General features: G+C 49.0%; 15 protein-coding genes. 4 read left to right on the forward strand and 11 right to left on the reverse strand.

Annotated elements, in window-relative coordinates; all coding sequences use genetic code 11:
• Position 1: 1 nt before the first annotated feature.
• The 7 genes from DYP60_RS08135 to DYP60_RS08165 form a co-directional block, all read right to left on the reverse strand.
• Positions 2–1,357 (reverse strand): sigma-54-dependent transcriptional regulator, encoded by a 1,356-nt coding sequence (locus tag DYP60_RS08135; RefSeq protein ID WP_117330510.1) that lies wholly within the window; start codon positions 1,355–1,357, stop codon positions 2–4.
• Positions 1,354–2,679 carry a sensor histidine kinase gene (locus DYP60_RS08140; RefSeq protein ID WP_240622846.1) on the reverse strand — a complete coding sequence of 442 codons (1,326 nt, stop codon included), beginning with the start codon at positions 2,677–2,679 and terminating at the stop codon, positions 1,354–1,356. Before DYP60_RS08140 ends, DYP60_RS08135 begins: the two co-directional genes overlap by 4 nt.
• A gap of 21 nt (positions 2,680–2,700) precedes the next feature.
• A complete protein-coding gene (locus DYP60_RS08145) occupies positions 2,701–3,882 on the reverse strand; it encodes an ABC transporter permease (RefSeq protein ID WP_117330511.1) in 1,182 nt (393 codons plus the stop codon).
• Complete coding sequence (locus DYP60_RS08150; RefSeq protein WP_117330552.1) at positions 3,872–4,558, reverse strand: ABC transporter ATP-binding protein; 687 nt, start codon at positions 4,556–4,558, stop codon at positions 3,872–3,874. The genes DYP60_RS08145 and DYP60_RS08150 overlap by 11 nt, the downstream gene beginning before the upstream one ends.
• Positions 4,559–4,563: 5 nt before the next feature.
• Positions 4,564–5,682, reverse strand: coding sequence for an efflux RND transporter periplasmic adaptor subunit (locus tag DYP60_RS08155; RefSeq protein WP_117330512.1), 1,119 nt, complete (start codon positions 5,680–5,682; stop codon positions 4,564–4,566).
• A 14-nt stretch (positions 5,683–5,696) separates the two neighbouring features.
• Complete coding sequence (locus DYP60_RS08160) at positions 5,697–7,136, reverse strand: outer membrane factor lipoprotein domain-containing protein (protein WP_133299320.1); 1,440 nt, start codon at positions 7,134–7,136, stop codon at positions 5,697–5,699.
• A gap of 93 nt (positions 7,137–7,229) precedes the next feature.
• On the reverse strand, positions 7,230–7,934 hold the full coding sequence (locus tag DYP60_RS08165) for an SDR family oxidoreductase (protein ID WP_117330553.1): 705 nt from the start codon (positions 7,932–7,934) through the stop codon (positions 7,230–7,232).
• Between the two features lie 100 nt (positions 7,935–8,034).
• On the opposite strand from DYP60_RS08165, the gene ftsH reads away from it, so the two are divergent.
• The 3 genes from ftsH to rlmKL are packed head-to-tail and all read left to right on the forward strand — an operon-like array spanning position 8,035 to position 13,177.
• The gene (gene ftsH / locus DYP60_RS08170) at positions 8,035–10,008 is read left to right on the forward strand and encodes an ATP-dependent zinc metalloprotease FtsH (protein ID WP_117330514.1); all 1,974 of its coding nucleotides are present in this window, start codon (positions 8,035–8,037) and stop codon (positions 10,006–10,008) included.
• Complete coding sequence (locus DYP60_RS08175; RefSeq protein WP_117330515.1) at positions 10,005–10,949, forward strand: Hsp33 family molecular chaperone HslO; 945 nt, start codon at positions 10,005–10,007, stop codon at positions 10,947–10,949. Before ftsH ends, DYP60_RS08175 begins: the two co-directional genes overlap by 4 nt.
• Positions 10,946–13,177 carry a bifunctional 23S rRNA (guanine(2069)-N(7))-methyltransferase RlmK/23S rRNA (guanine(2445)-N(2))-methyltransferase RlmL gene (gene rlmKL, locus DYP60_RS08180; protein WP_117330516.1) on the forward strand — a complete coding sequence of 744 codons (2,232 nt, stop codon included), beginning with the start codon at positions 10,946–10,948 and terminating at the stop codon, positions 13,175–13,177. Before DYP60_RS08175 ends, rlmKL begins: the two co-directional genes overlap by 4 nt.
• Here rlmKL and DYP60_RS14260 read toward each other — a convergent pair whose 3' ends face one another.
• The 4 genes from DYP60_RS14260 to DYP60_RS08195 form a co-directional block, all read right to left on the reverse strand.
• On the reverse strand, positions 13,178–13,351 hold the full coding sequence (locus DYP60_RS14260; protein ID WP_165849543.1) for a hypothetical protein: 174 nt from the start codon (positions 13,349–13,351) through the stop codon (positions 13,178–13,180).
• Positions 13,352–13,461: 110 nt separating this feature from the next.
• Positions 13,462–14,487 carry a 2-hydroxyacid dehydrogenase gene (locus DYP60_RS08185; RefSeq protein WP_117330517.1) on the reverse strand — a complete coding sequence of 342 codons (1,026 nt, stop codon included), beginning with the start codon at positions 14,485–14,487 and terminating at the stop codon, positions 13,462–13,464.
• A 50-nt stretch (positions 14,488–14,537) separates the two neighbouring features.
• Positions 14,538–15,305 carry a Fic/DOC family protein gene (locus tag DYP60_RS08190; protein ID WP_117330518.1) on the reverse strand — a complete coding sequence of 256 codons (768 nt, stop codon included), beginning with the start codon at positions 15,303–15,305 and terminating at the stop codon, positions 14,538–14,540.
• 163 nt (positions 15,306–15,468) lie between these two features.
• Entirely contained in the window at positions 15,469–16,623 is a 1,155-nt protein-coding gene (locus DYP60_RS08195; RefSeq protein WP_117330519.1) for a hypothetical protein, read from the reverse strand.
• 172 nt (positions 16,624–16,795) lie between these two features.
• Between DYP60_RS08195 and DYP60_RS08200 the strand changes: the two genes are divergently transcribed.
• Positions 16,796–17,374, forward strand: a complete 579-nt coding sequence (locus DYP60_RS08200; RefSeq protein WP_117330520.1) for an LOG family protein — start codon at positions 16,796–16,798, stop codon at positions 17,372–17,374.
• Positions 17,375–17,395: the final 21 nt, after the last annotated feature.

The raw sequence follows: 17,395 nt of genomic DNA on the forward strand, positions 1-17,395 counted from the left end.
CTTATAAATTCAGATCATATTCAGCAATCTTGTTGATCAGGGTTCTGCGGCTGATGCCAAGCTCTTGCGCTGCTCGGGTACGGTTGCCCTCCCAACGATGGAGAGCCCTGATGATTGCATCAACTTCTACATCCTTGAGGCTCTTTACCTCTGCTGGGGTTGCAGGTGTTTCATTTTTTATCTGGGTATGAAGGGAGACCGATCCCCTCAAATCAAGGTCATCGCACTGGATCTCTTCTCCACTGGTAAAAATGACAGCTCGTTCAAGGATATTCTCCAGCTCCCTGACATTTCCAAAGAAGTCATGCTCGCAAAGCAGTTGCAGTGCATCTGCTGAAAACCCTGTAACCTTCTGCCCCATTTGCCGGTTGAACCGTCGTAAGATTCCTGCCGCAAGCAAAGGAATATCTTCCCGCCGCTCCCTGAGCGGGGGTATGACGATTCGTACCACATTAAGCCGATAGAACAGGTCCTCCCGGAAAGCACCTTCCCTGACCTGCTGTTCCAGATCCTTGTTGGTAGCCGCAATGATTCTTGCATTGATGGGGATCGCTTCAGTACCACCAAGGCGGGTAATCCTGCGGTCCTGCAAAACCCTGAGTATCTTCACCTGCAGAGAGAGTGGCATATCCCCGATTTCATCAAGGAACAGGGTACCCCCGCTCGCGAGCTCAAACATACCGGTCTTCCGATTTGCAGCACCGGTGAAGGCACCCTTCTCATAACCAAAGAGTTCACTCTCAAGCAGGTTCTCTGGAACCCCTCCAATATTGATGGCTACAAAGGGGCCTTCTTTGACAGGACTGGAAGCATGAATCTCGCGAGCCACCACTTCCTTTCCCGTCCCACTCTCGCCTGTTATAAGTACCGTTGAGTTGGTGTCGCTGATCTTGGTGATAATCTCCTTGATCTTCTTAATCGAGGAACTTTCCCCAACAAAAATCTGTTTGTCATCCTCGCGATTGTTTCTTGTCTCGCTCTCTACCAAGTTCCTCAGGTGTTGTGCTTCTACGAGCTTCTTCAATCGAATAGTCAATTCCTCAGGATCGAATGGTTTTACAATATAGTCCTGGGCACCGCTTTTTAGGGCAGAGACTGCATCTGTGATCTCTCCATGGGCACTGACCATGATGATCGGCATGCGGAACCCTTCCCCCCTAATCCAGCTGATCAATGAAAGTCCATCCATACCTGGCATCTTCAAGTCAACCAGAGCAGCATCATAAGCCTCCTCGCGAAGCATACGTTGTGCAGAAAGACCATTCTCTGCACAATCACTTTCAATGCCATCAAGCTTGAGATATTGCTGCATCAAATCTCGGATATTCGGTTCATCATCAACAATGAGAATCTTCATTTTTTCGTTACTCCCATCAATTTTACCGTATGGATGGACTTAGGCAGTACCACTTCGGCAACTGTACCTCCCCCATCCCGCGGGTAGAGCCGGATATTCCCCCCCCTTGCCTTCACAAATTGCTGGCTGATGGAAAGGCCAATCCCTGAGCCATGGATCTTGGTGGTAAAGAAGGGATCAAAAATCTTCTTTGAATCCTCCACACTGATACCATCGCCACGGTCCATGACATAAATATGTACAAAATTCCGCTTATCTGTGGTAATACGTACCTCTACTTGTGGGTCTCGGGTGCTGCTGCTCTCCACCGCATTCTTCAGGAGATTTTCGAAAACGGAACGTGCCCTGTCTGCATCGATGACGATTTGCTGCGGTGAACTACTCGAGAAACGGATGGGCTTGTCAAACCGCATCACCAATGAGGTGAACAACTCATTCAAATCAACCACGACCGGCTTCCCCAATGGGTTGCGGAGGAAGTCGCTGACCTTGTTCGTCAACTGGGTAAGTCTTTTGATTTCCTGCTCTATGAGTTTCAACTCTTCAGCGTGGTTCCCTGGAAGTGTTTTCTTAAGAAGAGCAAGCTGGATGGTGATGGCACTGAGCGGGTTCTTAATTTCATGGGTCAATGTTCGTGCTGCCTGCCCAAGGTTAACCAGGCTCTCTTGTTTTGCAATGGTTTCTCGATATCTACGGTTGTTCCGATAAATGGAGAGCACCAACAAAAAGAGTCCCACCAAGGTAAGGGTGGAAATAATTCCAATGATCTTGATGACCGTCACCCGGTGGTGATAGTTCTGTCCATCAAAATGGAGATACAAAACATCAGGAAAGTCCAGAGGGGACGGAAGCAATCCATTTTCTGTGAGGGTGAGTTCTCCTGTGTCCAACATGATGGTGAGCCGGCTGAATCGAATATACTCGATCATTCCGGTCTCTTTGTTGAAGGTTGCGGTCCCTGTATTTGACCTATCCTTGGGCAGTGACTCCCGAGAACCAAAGCGGTCCAATGGTATGGTCATCGGTACGTTGCCGAGACTCAGCACCTTTCTGCCCAGGGAGTTGTACACACCAATGCCGGAGACATTCTCGTCCTGCATGGCCTGTAATGCCTTATTGGTGCTATCCTGCAAGGCAAGAAAAACGGAATTGAACGCTCGCTCAGCCTCACTCTGCATTTTCAGTTCTTCACGGTCAAGCATGGCCGAGGTGAGAAATATCACCAAGGCAATCAAGACGATGAAGGCAAATGCAAGCGAGGTGATGACGATGAACGGTTCCTTTCCATCAACAATCATCCAGCTGGTCTTTTTAACAGTCAAGCGTATACTCCCCCGAGAATCCTATTCGTAATTAAGGGCATCAATCGGGTCAAGGCGGGAGGCTTTCATCGCAGGATACCACCCAAAGAAGACTCCGACAAACATGGAAAAGCCCAACGCCAGTATGACCGAGGTGTACGATAAATGCAACGACCAATCCATTACATTGGTTACGCCGTAGCTAATGAGGGCCCCAAGCACGATACCCAAAAATCCTCCGATTATGGTCAACGTAAGCGCTTCACAAATAAACTGGCCACGAATGACATTCGGGCTGGCTCCCAATGCCTTACGTATGCCAATCTCCTTGGTACGTTCAGCAACAGAAACAAGCATAATGTTCATGATCCCAATACCACCAACCAACAAGCTGATAGCAGCAATTGCTGCCAAGAATGCACTGAACGTCCCAGTAATCTCATTAGCCATTTCTGCCAGGCTTGCTGGGCTGAAGATGTTGTAGCCATCACTTCCTACTATGCCATCGAGGTATTCGGTCACCCTGTCTGAAACCTCGATGGTATCGTACCCTTCCTGCACTTTCAGGACGTAGGCACCCACACCAGAGGTTTTGGTAAAACGCTGGCCGTAGGTGTTGTAGGGAATAAACACTGTGTTGTCATAGGAGAGGTTGAATGTTGCATCCTTGCTTTCCAGGACACCCACCACCAGATAGCTCTTTGCCTGATTTCGGAATACACTTACATACTGGCCAACCGCGCTTTGGTCGGGAAATAATTCCTCGGCAATATCAGAGCCAAGCACGATAACCTGACGATAGTTGATGTTATCCATGGAAGCGAAGAAACTTCCCTCCGAAAATTCCAGATTCAATACCTCACCATAGCTGGAAAGCACCCCGGAAACAGATGCATTGATGGTCTCCTGACCACTACGGATCTGGGCGTTGCTATTGTTCTGGGGAAGCACGGTTGCCAATCCCTCAATATCCCTTAGCAGGGTATCGCCGAACTCCTCATCAAACGTACCTGTCGAGCGCTGTCCATAGGAAGGATAGACGGTAATCATATCCAATCCACCGACTGCGATGCTGTCGGTGATGCTCGTGGAAGCACTCTGGCCAATGGTCAGAATCGCTACCACTGAAGCTACCCCGATAACAATACCCAAGAGGGAGAGGGCCGTCCGCATTTTGCTGCCACGCATTGCTGAGAATGCTAGTTTTATATTTTCAAACAGCATAGCCTTCCTCCAGTTTCCCATCACGCAAATGAATCTGCCGGTGGCATCGCATTCCCAGTTCCCTGTCATGGGTAACCAAGACGACCGTCCTGCCTTCAGCATTCAACTCCTCAAAGAGCTCCATGATCTGGCTTCCGGTCTTGCTGTCCAATGCTCCTGTGGGTTCATCAGCAAGCAAGATGGTGGGGTTGTTCACTAGTGCACGTGCAATAGCCACCCGTTGTTTTTGCCCGCCGGAGAGTTCATTGGGACGGTGGTACATGCGGTCAGCAAGGCCAACCCGTTCTAGTGCATCAGCTGCCTTCTGCTTCCGTTCACGAACTCCCATGCCTGCATACAGAAGCGGGGTCACCACATTCTCGAGGGCAGTAAGCTTTCCCAACAGGTTGAACTGCTGAAAGACAAAGCCAACCTTTCGGTTTCTGATGTAGGCCAGCTCAGTCTCATTCAAGCCAGCGGTATTCTCACCATCAATGTCAATCAAACCACTGGTGGGAGTATCGAGACATCCAATGAGATTCATCATGGTTGACTTCCCACTTCCTGAAGGTCCCATGATTGAGGTGAACTCTCCCTTTTTAATGGACAGCGACACCCCATCTAGGGCTTTCACCATGAAATCGCCCATGACATAATAGCGCCTGACATCCTCAAGATGTATTACATTCTGTTCCATGACTATCACCGAGGCCGTCCTCCACCTATGCCACCAGGTCCTGTCATACTAACAAGGGCAGATGTGCTGGTATTGGTCTTCTTGACGATCAGGGTATCCCCTACCTTGAGGTCACCACTGAGAAGCTGACTGATACCCTCACCTAGGTACTTCACTGTTACAGGAACGGTAGTGGTGGTCCCATCGGCCAATTTCTTGGTGACGTAGCTGGTCCCACGGGTGCTTGTCACAGCACTCTGGGGAAGAAGCACCAGTGTGGTTTCACCCTCACTCGCAATTGTCCCTTCAAAGGTGAAGCCTGGGGCGATCTGAGGCGGAGGATCAGCTATGGTGAGTTCCACATCCATTACCCCGATCCCCTGATTGGTGTATCTTCCGAGCATTGGGATGTAGGTCACCTCGGCCTCTACCGATGAGGCGGGATAGGAATCAAAGTAGAGCGTAGCAATCTGCCCAAGCTGCAGGTACTGCATGTCAATCTCATCGATTTCCACTGTTGCCTTGAGAAGGGAACGATCGATGATTGTCATTGCACTGGAACCTGCATCAAAGTAGTCACCTTTGCTGACATTGACCTCTGCCACCACTCCATCAAAATTGGCATATGCCTTGGTATAATCGAGTCGATTCTGTGCCGATCGCAGCCGTAGCTCAGTTAGTTCAACCTCACGTTCACTTCCCGTCAGTTGTGCCCGCTCCAGTTCTGCTTCAAGATTTGCAACTTCATACTTCTGGCTGGTGTCATCGATGGCAATGAGTACATCGCCCTTCTTGACCATGTCTCCTTCCTTTACAAACACATCGGTTACCGTTCCTGTTGCTCTGAGGATTACATTCTGGATGTCATTCGGTTCAACATACCCAGAGAGGTCTATCGTGGAGGTAAAGGTACTCTCATACACTTTTGCTTCTACTTCCTGTATTGCACTTACCGGAGCCTGTTCCTCGGCCCAGGGCATCCTCCCGTTTTCATTGTAGTACGTATAGAGATAGAGACTGAATATGATCAAGCCCAAGATGACAAAGGTGGTGATCAATCGCTTCACCCGTTTTACACGGAGTTTCTTTCGGAGTTGGTTTCTGACTTGGTGTTCAGTATTCATTTCATCGGACTGTTTTTGCATGGAATGCTTCTCCCTCATATCTGCAAGATGCGAATTTCGTTTTCTAGTTGCAACCCCTCAAGCAAGGTGGTTGCCATATCATAGGCATCCATCTGGCTAGTAAAAGCTGCATCATCTACTTCACGTTGGGTTGCAAGACCACGTTTTGCCAGGTCCTGTTGTTGCTCCAACACTTGTTTGTGGTAGTCCATTGTCTGACCCAACAGCATATAGCTGAGGTTCCATGAGGCTATTCTGTTCTCAAGTGAGGTTGCACTCTGTTGGTAGTCATTCTTGGCATCAGCATACGCAATTTCTGCAAGCAAAACCTCATTCTGTAGCTTCTGTACCGTTAAGGAGTCAGCGGTGGAGGCAGGATTGTTGCTCCAATTACCACTGATACTCACGGTAGGAGTAAAGTCATTTTTAGAAATATCATAGGTCCCTTCAACCTTGCCTGTCAGGGAGAACTGCTTGCCGGACAAGGTAGCAGAGAGTTCCGGTGTAACGGTATTAATATCCCCCTTATCATTATTAAAAACCGTATCAATGGTGGATGAAGCAATACCCCCACTTAGTTTCAGACTCTTGTTCTCAAACTCAGCCATCTTCAGCGCCAGGTCTTCCTTAGCCATGGATAGGGCAAGAGACTGCATAAGCACATTGCTGTTCCCTTCCTCATTGCTGGAGAAATCGAGTACCGGTTCAGGAATGGAGTCCACTCCTTCCCAAGATGTCCCGGTGAGGGAGGCATACTGCTTGAGCAACAACTCCCGGGAAGCCTTCAAACCTGAGAGGGTTGCCTCTTGGGACGCAATAGCCTGCTTTTGCGTCTCATGGGTAAGACTGCCCTCTCTGATAAGCTTCAGCGTCAGATTTTGCTGAAGGTCACGCTGCAAGTCTGCAATTTGCTTTTCAGTCTGTTTGATTGCCTTTTCATTCTCCAACAAACTGCTGATCTGTTTATAGATGGTATTGGTAAAATTCAGCTTGCTGCTCTCATAGGAGCTGGTAGCCAAAAGCTCAGTCTGCCGGTTTGCAAGGCTTTGACGGTTATCGGTGGTATATCCATAGGTAAGGGTGTGGCTCGCTGAAACCGTGGGGGAAATAGCAAATGCGCTTCCATTCGGCAAATAACTCATCTTACCGGTGGAAACGGAAATGGTGGTATCCCCATCATTGGGAAGCACGAATGATGCTCCAACCCCTGAAGTCATGAACTCATAGCTATTTTTGGAAGGGTCGTATGTCGTACTAACGGTACCACTGCTTATGGAAATACCTACCCCTTCTTCTGCATCTGAAATGCGTTGCGTTAATAGTGCGTTGTTCTTGGTAATCTCCAAGTCCTGCATCTGGGAACTCTCTCCAAGGGCTTTGGAAACGATATCCTCCAGGGACTGGGAGAAAGCGGAGGTGATTCCCAAAATGAGTACCAAGACAAGAACCATCCCTCGTATTCTTCGATTATGCATGGATATGCACTCCTTCTATTGTGCGTATTGTATTGCTAACTATCGCCTTGAATCACAGCAAGGGCAAGCATTATAGCGCCATCTTCACCTAAACTACAAAAGTCTCTGCCCGCCATCGACTGCGAGGTTCACTCCTGTAACAAAGGAAGCACGGAGCAAATAGGCCACTGCCTGTACAATATCAAAAGCTGTACCGGTATGCTTGAGCGGGAGTCGCTCAGCCATCTTTGTAAAATACGATTCATCCCCATTGCTGAGTACAGCTCCCGGAGAAATTGCATTCACTCGGAGAATCGGGGCAAGGGATACCGCCAGGGTTTTTGTCTGTGCAAGCAAGGCTCCCTTGGAAATGTAATACGCCGGACGGCTTGCTGTAGGGGCATCTGTCTTGGTGTCGACCATATTGACGATAGACCCTGTTGTTCCACGTTCGAGTATGTGTTGGTAGAGTGCTTTGGACAGAAAAAAAGGAGCTGTATTGTGGAGGGTCATTACCTCATCCCATAGTTCAAGGGTTGTCTGCTCGATTAAAGCGGAAGGAAATACTGATGCATTGTTGACCAGATGATCAACCTGGCCGAAGCATTGTACTGCTCGTCCAAACAGCGTCTGCAGTTCTTCCCTGTTGGTGAGATCTGCCTGCACAGTGCGGCAATCGCTTCCCAAGTTTTCCACTGCATTGCAACTTGTGTTGCAGTGGATGACCACACGATACCCTTCACCAAGCAGATGCTGTGCCATGGCAAACCCAAGACGCTTTGCGCCACCGGTAATCAATACAACCTGTTTCGTATCCATATATCGATAACTATATCGGGCTTGTTGCCGATTGACAATTGTAGGGATATATTTAACAGAGATGTCAGTGGAGGCATTATCAACCAAGGAAATAGGTACCATGAGTAAAGACAATAAGGATTGGAAAGAAAATTTCAAGAAAAAGTTAAATATAGAGCCTGGCGTACATTTAGGAGAGAAAGAGCCAAGGGATAGGAAGAAGTTTACCTTTTCCTTCTGGTACTTCTTTATCATTCTCTTGGTACTCATGGCTTTGAACACCTACATGGTCAGCAGGCAGAGTACCGTTCACCCTGTGGATTACAACCAGTTCAAGTCCTTGGTAGAGGATGGAACCATCCGCCGTGTTGCCATTAAGGAAGACCAGTACATCGGCTACCCCTTCACCAGGGACCAAGCGGCTAACGAACTGCAAGCGTACACTACAAACCCACAAAACGGACTGGAGGCCAGTACCTATCTGCAATCCTTCAGCACCTACAAGGTGGATGACCCTTCGTTTATCCCTCTCTTGGATGAGAAGGGAGTAGAGTATTATGCAACAGCACCAGAGAGACCAAGCTTGCTCTCATCACTTCTCTCCTTTGTATTACCCTTTGTCTTTATCATCCTCTTTTGGCGCTTTTTGTTCTCCAAAATGGGTGGTCAGGGAGGACAAGGAGTCCTCTCCTTCAATCAGAACAAGGCCAAAATTGTTGCAGAAGGAGACACCGGTGTCCGCTTTGCTGATGTTGCAGGAGCTGATGAAAGCAAATACGAACTGGAAGAGGTTGTAGATTTCCTCAAGCAACCAGAAAAGTATACCCAGATAGGAGGAAAGATTCCAAAGGGAGTCCTTTTGGTTGGACCTCCAGGAACGGGCAAGACGCTGCTCGCAAAAGCAGTTGCAGGAGAGGCTGGTGTTCCATTTTTCAAAATGAGTGGTGCGGATTTCGTGGAAATGTTCGTTGGAGTGGGAGCAGCGCGTGTACGTGACCTCTTTAGGCAAGCACGGGAAAACAGCCCCTGTATCATCTTCATCGATGAGATTGACGCCATTGGCCGCTCACGCGTCTCAGCAGGTATGGGAGGAAACGATGAGCGGGAACAGACTCTTAACCAGTTGCTCGTGGAAATGGACGGATTTGATTCACGCACCGGTGTTATCATCATTGCAGCAACGAATCGACCAGAAATTCTGGACCCAGCACTCCTTCGCCCCGGTCGTTTTGACCGACAGGTCCTCATCGACAAGCCGGATCTGGAAGGGAGACTTGCCATCCTGAAGATTCATACCAAGCAGATCAAGATGGGAGATGATGTCGATCTTCGCAAAATTGCACAGAGTGCTGCTGGTCTCGCTGGAGCTGATCTTGCAAACATAGCCAATGAAGCGGCCCTGATGGCCGTACGAAACAACCGCCAAGTAGTGCTCCAGGAGGATTTCGAGGAGGCGATTGAGAAGTCGGTAGCAGGTCTTGAGCGGAAGAGTCGCTTGCTCAATGACAAGGAACGAGAGCGTGTAGCCTATCATGAAACAGGGCATGCCCTAACCGCATTCATGACTGAGGGAGCGGAACCGGTGAGTAAAATCTCCATCGTTCCCCGTGGACTTGGAGCCTTGGGGTATACTCTTCAGTACCCAACCGAAGACCGCTTCCTGCTCAGTCAGAGCGAACTCTTGGGCAATATCGATACCCTCATGGGTGGTCGGGCAGCCGAGGAGGTCATCTACAATGAGATTTCCACAGGAGCAGGAAATGACATCAGCAGGGCAAGTGACTTGGTGAGGCGGATGATTACGGAGTTCGGTATGAGCGAAAGGTATCGGAACATCACCCTCCCTACCACCAACAGTGGTATTGCAGGAATATCTGGAGCCCGTGAGTACAGCGAGAAAGCACAGGAATACATCGACAGTGAGACTGCGAGAATTGTCGGTGAACGCTATAAGCAAGTCAAAAGCAACCTAGAGAAGAACAAAGAAGCCTTGATTGCAATTACAGAAGAACTGCTTAAACGGGAGGTTCTAAGCGGAACTGAGTTCGAAGCTCTTGCAAAAAGTAAGGTCATTGACTACTCTGCTTCCGTATGATCAAGAAAAATATAGAAGATAGTAATTTACAAGAACATCTCACGTCCCTGCCTGAAGATGGGCGTGAGGTGTTCCTTTTGCATAACGATCAAGTTCGTGTTACTGCAATCTCAGCGACCACACTGATCAATCAGATGCGAGCCAACCATGATTTGGGACTCCTGGAGACCTATGTGTTGGGTCAAGCTTACCTAGCTGCGGGCCTGCTCAGCGGTACGGTAAAAGGCAATGACCGTATCCAACTGAATATTGAGTGTGGAGGCCCCATAGCGGGCGTATATGTCGAGGCCTGGGCCGTAGGAGCTGTAAGAGGATACCTGAAACACAATCCAATCCCCCTTACAAAACCTCTGAAAAGTCTGGATCTCAATGAGCTATACGGTCCTGGCTTCCTCTCGGTATCCAAGCTGCTGGAAGGGCATAAGGCCCCCTTCACCGGCCAAACAATGATGGCCTATGGCGATTTGGCCAAGGATCTTGCCCTCTACTTTCAACAGTCAGAGCAAACACCCACCCTCTTCAGCCTCTCGATTCACTTCAACAAGGAAGGACAGGTCACCGGCAGCGGAGCACTGTTCATCCAGGCGATGCCTGGTTGTGAAGAACGCATCCTGGCTCAGCTCCAGGAACAAGCTCACACCCTTCCCTCCATTGGTGAAAAACTCGCTGAAGGGATGTCAATCAGGGAATATGTAGAAGAACAGTTCGGGGCCTATGGCCTCAGACACCTGGCAAGACAGCCACTGGGATTTTCTTGCACCTGTTCCCGTGAGCAATACAAAACGTACCTGAAGCAACTGGACAAGGCAGAGCAACAGGACATTCTGGAACATGGCCCCTTCCCGCTTGAGCTGGTCTGTGTCAACTGCAATACCCATTATCACTATGAGAAATATGAACTCGATTACCTGTTCAGCGATGCAGAGGGAGAACCCAAATGATTTTCTTCGCCACTTCAGCCTTATACATGAACGATATTATTGAAGAGGAAGCCCGTAGGGCCGGTGCAACCGAAATCCGCAGCATAAGCGGAGGGGTTGAGTTCGTAGCAGACCTGGGGACAGCCTATCGGTTCTGTCTCTGGTCGAGAACCGCAACACGGGTACTCCTTGGATTGTTCATGGATGACGATATTCAGAATGCAGATGAGCTCTATGAAGCATCGATGCAGATTCCTTGGGAGGAGTGGATAACTCCAGAGCTCACCTTCTCTGTCACGGAAACGACAAAGAACTGTCGTTACCTGAAGAACTCACACTTTGCAACAATCCGTATCAAGGATGCAATCGTTGACCGAATCAGGGAAAAATTTGATGGTCAGCGCCCCATGGTCGACAAGGAAGAGAGTGATGTGGTCTTTCACGTGCATATCGATGGGGACTCCGTCGCCTGGTATGTAGACTTCTCCGGTCGCGGGTTGTACAAGCGCGGCTATCGCGCAGCACAGACCGATGCAGTACTCGGTGAATATCTTGCAGCCTCTGTGCTTTACCGCTCCCAGTGGAGAAAGGCGTTGGAACATGAAGAAACAGTTCCAATCCTGTTGGATCCTTTTACCGGGAGCGGTACACTTGCCATTGAGGCAGCCCTCTGGGCAAGTGATCGTGCCCCTGGGTTGGTAACAGCCCGCAAGTTCAACTTCCTCAGCCTCCCATTCCACGATCCCGATCTCTGGGAAGATGTGGTGGATGAAGCACTGGAGAGAGCCGAAAAAGCAAAGAATCGCAAGATTTCCATCTATGCATGGGACAATGACCCAAAGGCGGTTGCTATTGCAAGAAAGAATGCAGAACTCGCCCAAGTAGACCATCTCATCGACTTTCGTGTACAGGATTTCCTCACCCTTACCAAGGATGATGTTCCCTCAGACCATGGCTACATCATCACTGATCCTCCCTTCGGTTTGAGGATGGAGGGTGATGGAGACCTTCACACTCTGTACCGAAAGATAGGTAGCCAGTTGAGCAGTCTGTTTGGGGGCTGGAATGTTGCCATTCTCTGTGGCCAGCAAGAATTGTTGAGCTATATTGATATGAAACCTGATAGAACCAACACGGTGAACAACGGTGGAGTCACCTGTCAGATTGCCCACTACTATGTATTCACCCCGGAAGAGAGAGCGCAGATGATTGAGCGTGCCATTGCCCGGAAGCAGGAACGACTCGCCCAACCATTGAGCGAGGGTGCCCAGATGGCATACAACCGTTTGGTTAAGAACCTCGCTGCTCTCACTCCCATCATGGAGAGCCAAGGAGTCACCTGCTACCGTATCTATGATGCTGACATGCCAGAGTACAGTGCTGCAATTGATCTGTATGAAGGAAAGTACATCAGCCTGCAAGAGTATGCTCCCCCGAGTACCATCGAGGAGGAGTCTGCACTTAGACGATTGGGAGAACTCATTGATGCAACAGAGAGGGCAACCGGCATCGATCGCGATCAGATCTACGTAAAACAGCGCACTCCCCAGAAGGGAGAGAAGCAGTATGAGAAGATGGCAAGCAGTGACCGGTTCTACATCATCAATGAGAACGGATCCAAATACTTGGTGAACTTCACTGATTATTTGGATACTGGAATCTTCCTCGATCATCGTCCCCTCCGTGCTGAAATTGCTACCATGGCGGAAGGGAAACGGTTCCTGAACCTGTTCTGCTATACGGGAACCGCCACGGTACAGGCCGCCAAGGGAGGAGCGCTGAGCACGGTTAGTGTTGATGCATCTACCACCTACCTTGACTGGGCTACCAAGAACATGGAGCTCAATGGCTTTACCGGGATGAACCACTTTTTCTACCGAAGCGATTGCATTGAATTCCTATTCGACACCTATGACCGGTATGATCTCATCTTCTGTGACCCCCCGACGTTCTCAAACGGAAAGGGACGGGATACCTTCGATGTCTATCGAGACCAGGTCCGCTTGATCAAGGCATGCATGATGCACCTTGATGAAAAAGGTACGTTGATCTTCAGCAACAACTATCGGAAATTCAAGCTGGACGAACGGCTTCTCGATGAGTTTGACGTTACAGATATTTCAAAGGATACCATTGCAGAAGACTTTGCAAGAGACCAGAAAATTCACCAAACCTACCTGATCAAGCATCGCTCGATTGCTAAGGTCATGCAGGTAAAACCCACCAAGAAGGTCATTCGAAAAAAATAGTCATCCAAGAGGCTCCCTGGCTTCAGGGAGCCTCTTTTTCAAGGAGCCAATGACCGCACCATAGAGCTGTGCAAGCTGTACCTTACCCTGCAGTTGCGGGAGCCAGATTATGAGCTCTTCTTTACTGAACAGAGAGGGGAAGAGAACATGTTGTTCTTCACCGTCCTGGACCAAGAGGGATCCATCAGTTGTGAGGATAGATTATATAGTCAGCTCCATGAAACTGCCACGGCTTTCCCTATTGATAGAGGATATTTCTACAGAAAGGTGGGCTGAGGGGAGCATCAGAAACAACGCTGGCCGGTAACGTTGTGGCAGGTGTCACACTGATAACAGATTTCATGCTCCATCACGTCCCCCTTTTCATAGCTCTCGACGCTCTTGAGTGTCGTGAGCGCAATATTCTGGAGTGCCTCCTTGGTAAGAAAAGCCTGGTGACTGGTAACCAGTACATTGGGCATTGAGATCAAGAGCATGAGGATGTCATCATCAAGGATGGTGCTGCTTCTGTCTTCATAGAAGAGCTCAGCTTCCTCCTCGTACACATCCAGTGCAGCCCCTCCAATCCTCTTGCTCCGAATGCCTTCCAAGAGTGCTTGACTATCGACCAAGGCACCTCGAGAGGTGTTGATCAGGACAACTCCCTCCTTCATCTTCGCAATGCTCTCACGATTGATCAAATGGAAGGATTCCTCTGTCAGTGGGCAGTGCAGGCTTATGATATCACTCTCACTGCAGAGTTCCTCAAAACTGCAATAGTCAACCGGGACTGACTTGTTGGGATAGGGATCATAGGCAAGTACCCGCATCCCAAACCCCTTGCAAATGTCTATGAATACCCTTCCTATTTTCCCGGTCCCCACAACACCGATGGTCTTTCCATGCAGGTCAAATCCAACCAAGCCATTGAGACTGAAGTTGAACTCACGGGTTCGTACATAACTGTGGTGAGTTTGCCGCACCAGACTCAGCAGAAGCGCCATTGCATGTTCTGCAACTGCATAGGGTGAGTAGGCGGGAACCCTGACAATATGTATTTTTCCAAAGGCTGCCTTGAAATCAATGTTGTTGTATCCTGCGCACCGCATGGCAAGCAGGCGTACGCCACCTTGGTACAGATCCTCTATGACCTGTTCATCAATAGTGTCATTTACAAAAGCACAGACCACCTCATACCCTTGGGCTAAAGGAGCAGTCTTATGGGTAAGCTTTGATTCGAAATAGGTAATTTCCGCCTGATACTCACCAGAGAAATGATCAAACCAAACCTTGTCATAGGGTTTGGTATCAAAAAAGGCTATATTGGTCATCTATGTGTCTCCCAAAAAAGTGAAGGGGACGGAAAATCCGTCCCTCTCCCTTACAACACCACTTCTTCCAGCACATCAATCAACAGTTGGTAATCCCCGTCAATCGCGCTGATATCAGCTTCAAGCAATCGGTCCGGGTCTATCATCGACCAGTCGATGTCAAAACCCGCATGTACCGAGAGCTGGTAGAAGAACAGCCGCGCTGCCCTTCCGTTTCCATCCCTGAATGGATGGAGTGCCTCTATCTCTCCCATGAAGAAAGCAAGGTCATTGATAAAGGTTTCTCTATCCAATCCTTTGAGGTAGTGTTCTTTCCTGAGACAGCTGAATATATCCTCAGCAGCGCTTTCAATAAACGCAGGATTGCAGAAAACGGTTCGTTTCGCAGCTGCCGTGGTACGTATCTGGCCAGCTGAGGGATAGACGTCACCGAACATCCTTCCATGTATGGTTTTCAGATATTCAAAATCATAGGTATTGTGCACGGATTCGCTAAGCATCTCTGCAGTACGCAAGTTGGCCAACGACGCTTCCACTTTTTTTAGTTTTAATCGTTCCTTAATCGAAAAGAAGTTCACCAAAGTGGATGTACCAGGATAGACGGAATGATTATCGGGGGTTTTGGTATACTGCATGGCAAGCCCATGGTCCTCAATATACCGTTGAATCAATTCATCCGCTGTAACCTCTTCCTCCAAAATGGAACGTGCGCTCTGTTCCTCTTCCTCAGAGAACTCATATCCTTCTGCCTCATGGTTGAACTTGATATAGTCGATGCATGCTTGCACACGGCCTGCTTTCATAAAAACACTAACCATCCTTTTATCGTACCGGATCTTATATAATCCAGCTCAATAGTATCCTGAAGGGAACCTGCCCCATCTCGGTCTATGATATCCATACCAAAGAAGTGAGGTCAAGGTACAGGTGTAAGAAAAGAGCCCATTGCTGGGCTCTTTATCCAAGAAATACTGTCTTTCCCTAGAAGGAGAAGCCCATATAGACGGTACCCTCGGCAAATTGCGGCATGCTGCTGGTCCCCTCGCTGAGAATAAGACCGTACTTCGCACTGGCTCCCAAGCTGAAGGTCTTGTTGAAATGGTACTCCAGCGCAGCCTTCGCAAAGGCACCATAGAGGAATGCATCCCCGCTGGTGGTTGCCAAGTCTGGTCCCCAGGTGAGGAAACCACCAATGCCGATATCGAAATCGGTCTTACCCATGCTGATATTGAGCATCGGAGCAATTGAAATGGTTCCTGCCTGGTCGAAGTTGGAAAGAGCTGTAGAGAAATCAAATGCCAATACGTCTTCTGCGGTATTTGTCCATCCATAGCTACTATAGAGGTACGGAGAATAGGCAAGTCCAAGGTCGACACCCAAGCCAAGAGAGTCATTGAAGGTCAACAGGTTCTCCATATGCACACCAAGCTCGGCTTGCAGATTGTATTTGTGATAGATATTCAGTGCAGGGTCCTGGAAGTTGAAAGTACCACCCAAGGTAAGGGTTGTACGTGAACGACTTTCCGCTTTCTTCTTCTCTTCCACGGGCTCTTCAGCTACCAGCAAGGGAGTTTCGGCTGCAGGTTCTTCCGCGACAACCGCAACCTCTTCAGCCGCTGCTACCGGTTCTTCAGCAACTACTTCCTCAGCTACAGGGGCTGGCTCTTCGGCCACTACTTCCTCAGCTACAGGGGCTGGCTCTTCGGCCACCACTTCCTCAGCTACAGGAGCCGGCTCTTCGGCCACCACTTCCTCAGCTACAGGAGCCGGCTCTTCAGCCACGATCTCCTCAGTAGCAGGGGCTGGTTCACTGGCCACTACGGGTACTTCTTCTTCAGGCGGGAACATTGCCTCTGCTACCGAAGCGGCACTTCCACTGAAATGCTCACCATCGTAGGATTGCTGCAGGTAGAGGGTGTGGTCCACAGTCCCGTCGAGCCCTCGTTCAGTGTAACTGGTGACAGAAGAATCGACAACGGTCCAATTATCCTCTTTCTCCCCATCAACTTGATAACGAAAGGTTGTTACCAAAGGATCTTCCAGCAACCATTCCCAGGTTACGACAACAGGAACGGCAAACAAGAATGCCGGTAAAAGTATCAATGCGGCAAATACAGTAATGAATTTCCTTTTCATAACTATGAAACTCCTCTCTGCGACTCTTTATGGGGTCACAGCAATCATATAGCAAAACCAACTATAGGTATCATACACTTCTGCAATCATTATAACAAGCAAATGAACATTTGGTAACCCTACTTATTCACCATCTTGCCACAGATATGACATATTCTGTACGCTTCTTCATATGAAGCACCTACAAACATTGGCAATATTTTGTGGAAGCAGCACAGGAGTGAACCCCCGCTTTGCCGAGGGAGCCCGGGAATTGGGCGCTGCCATGGCAGAAAGGAACCTTTCCTTGGTATATGGAGGGGGAAATCGTGGGTTGATGGGTATCGTTGCCCAAAGTCTCTACGATCGTGGAGGAAAGGTCATCGGTGTTCTGCCCGAAGCGCTAAACAGGAGTGACATTCGACTGCATACAGTTGAAGACGAACTGATTATTGTGCCAACGATGCATGAACGAAAAGCCAAGATGTATTCACTCGCTGATGCATTTACTGCACTTCCCGGTGGAATTGGTACGCTGGAAGAAATTCTGGAAATCTTTACGTGGTTGCAGTTGGGGTACCACCAGAAGCCTGTGGCTATCCTTAACCTTGCAGGGTTTTACGACCAATTGCTGGATTTCCTCTCCTACAGTGTTACTCAAGGTTTTCTCAAACAGGATCACCTGGATGTTTTAATCGTAGACCAAGACGTCGCTGCGCTGCTTGAAAGACTCGAAGGATGGGAACCCAAACTGAGTGATAAACTCTCATAGATGAACAGTAGCAAAACGCTA

Origin of the sequence: Sphaerochaeta halotolerans, assembly GCF_003429665.1 — a bacterium.
Lineage (GTDB): Bacteria > Spirochaetota > Spirochaetia > Sphaerochaetales > Sphaerochaetaceae > Sphaerochaeta > Sphaerochaeta halotolerans.

Coding starts and splice junctions, on each gene's coding strand:
- DYP60_RS08160 (WP_133299320.1), bottom strand. CDS start 7,136: ATGCATAATCGAAGAATACGAGGGATGGTTCTTGTCTTGGTACTCATT.
- DYP60_RS08185 (WP_117330517.1), bottom strand. CDS start 14,487: ATGACCAATATAGCCTTTTTTGATACCAAACCCTATGACAAGGTTTGG.
- DYP60_RS08200 (WP_117330520.1), top strand. CDS start 16,796: ATGAAGCACCTACAAACATTGGCAATATTTTGTGGAAGCAGCACAGGA.
- DYP60_RS08165 (WP_117330553.1), bottom strand. CDS start 7,934: ATGGATACGAAACAGGTTGTATTGATTACCGGTGGCGCAAAGCGTCTT.
- DYP60_RS08150 (WP_117330552.1), bottom strand. CDS start 4,558: ATGGAACAGAATGTAATACATCTTGAGGATGTCAGGCGCTATTATGTC.
- ftsH (WP_117330514.1), top strand. CDS start 8,035: ATGAGTAAAGACAATAAGGATTGGAAAGAAAATTTCAAGAAAAAGTTA.
- DYP60_RS08175 (WP_117330515.1), top strand. CDS start 10,005: ATGATCAAGAAAAATATAGAAGATAGTAATTTACAAGAACATCTCACG.
- DYP60_RS08155 (WP_117330512.1), bottom strand. CDS start 5,682: ATGCAAAAACAGTCCGATGAAATGAATACTGAACACCAAGTCAGAAAC.
- DYP60_RS08145 (WP_117330511.1), bottom strand. CDS start 3,882: ATGCTGTTTGAAAATATAAAACTAGCATTCTCAGCAATGCGTGGCAGC.
- rlmKL (WP_117330516.1), top strand. CDS start 10,946: ATGATTTTCTTCGCCACTTCAGCCTTATACATGAACGATATTATTGAA.
- DYP60_RS08135 (WP_117330510.1), bottom strand. CDS start 1,357: ATGAAGATTCTCATTGTTGATGATGAACCGAATATCCGAGATTTGATG.
- DYP60_RS08195 (WP_117330519.1), bottom strand. CDS start 16,623: ATGAAAAGGAAATTCATTACTGTATTTGCCGCATTGATACTTTTACCG.
- DYP60_RS08190 (WP_117330518.1), bottom strand. CDS start 15,305: ATGGTTAGTGTTTTTATGAAAGCAGGCCGTGTGCAAGCATGCATCGAC.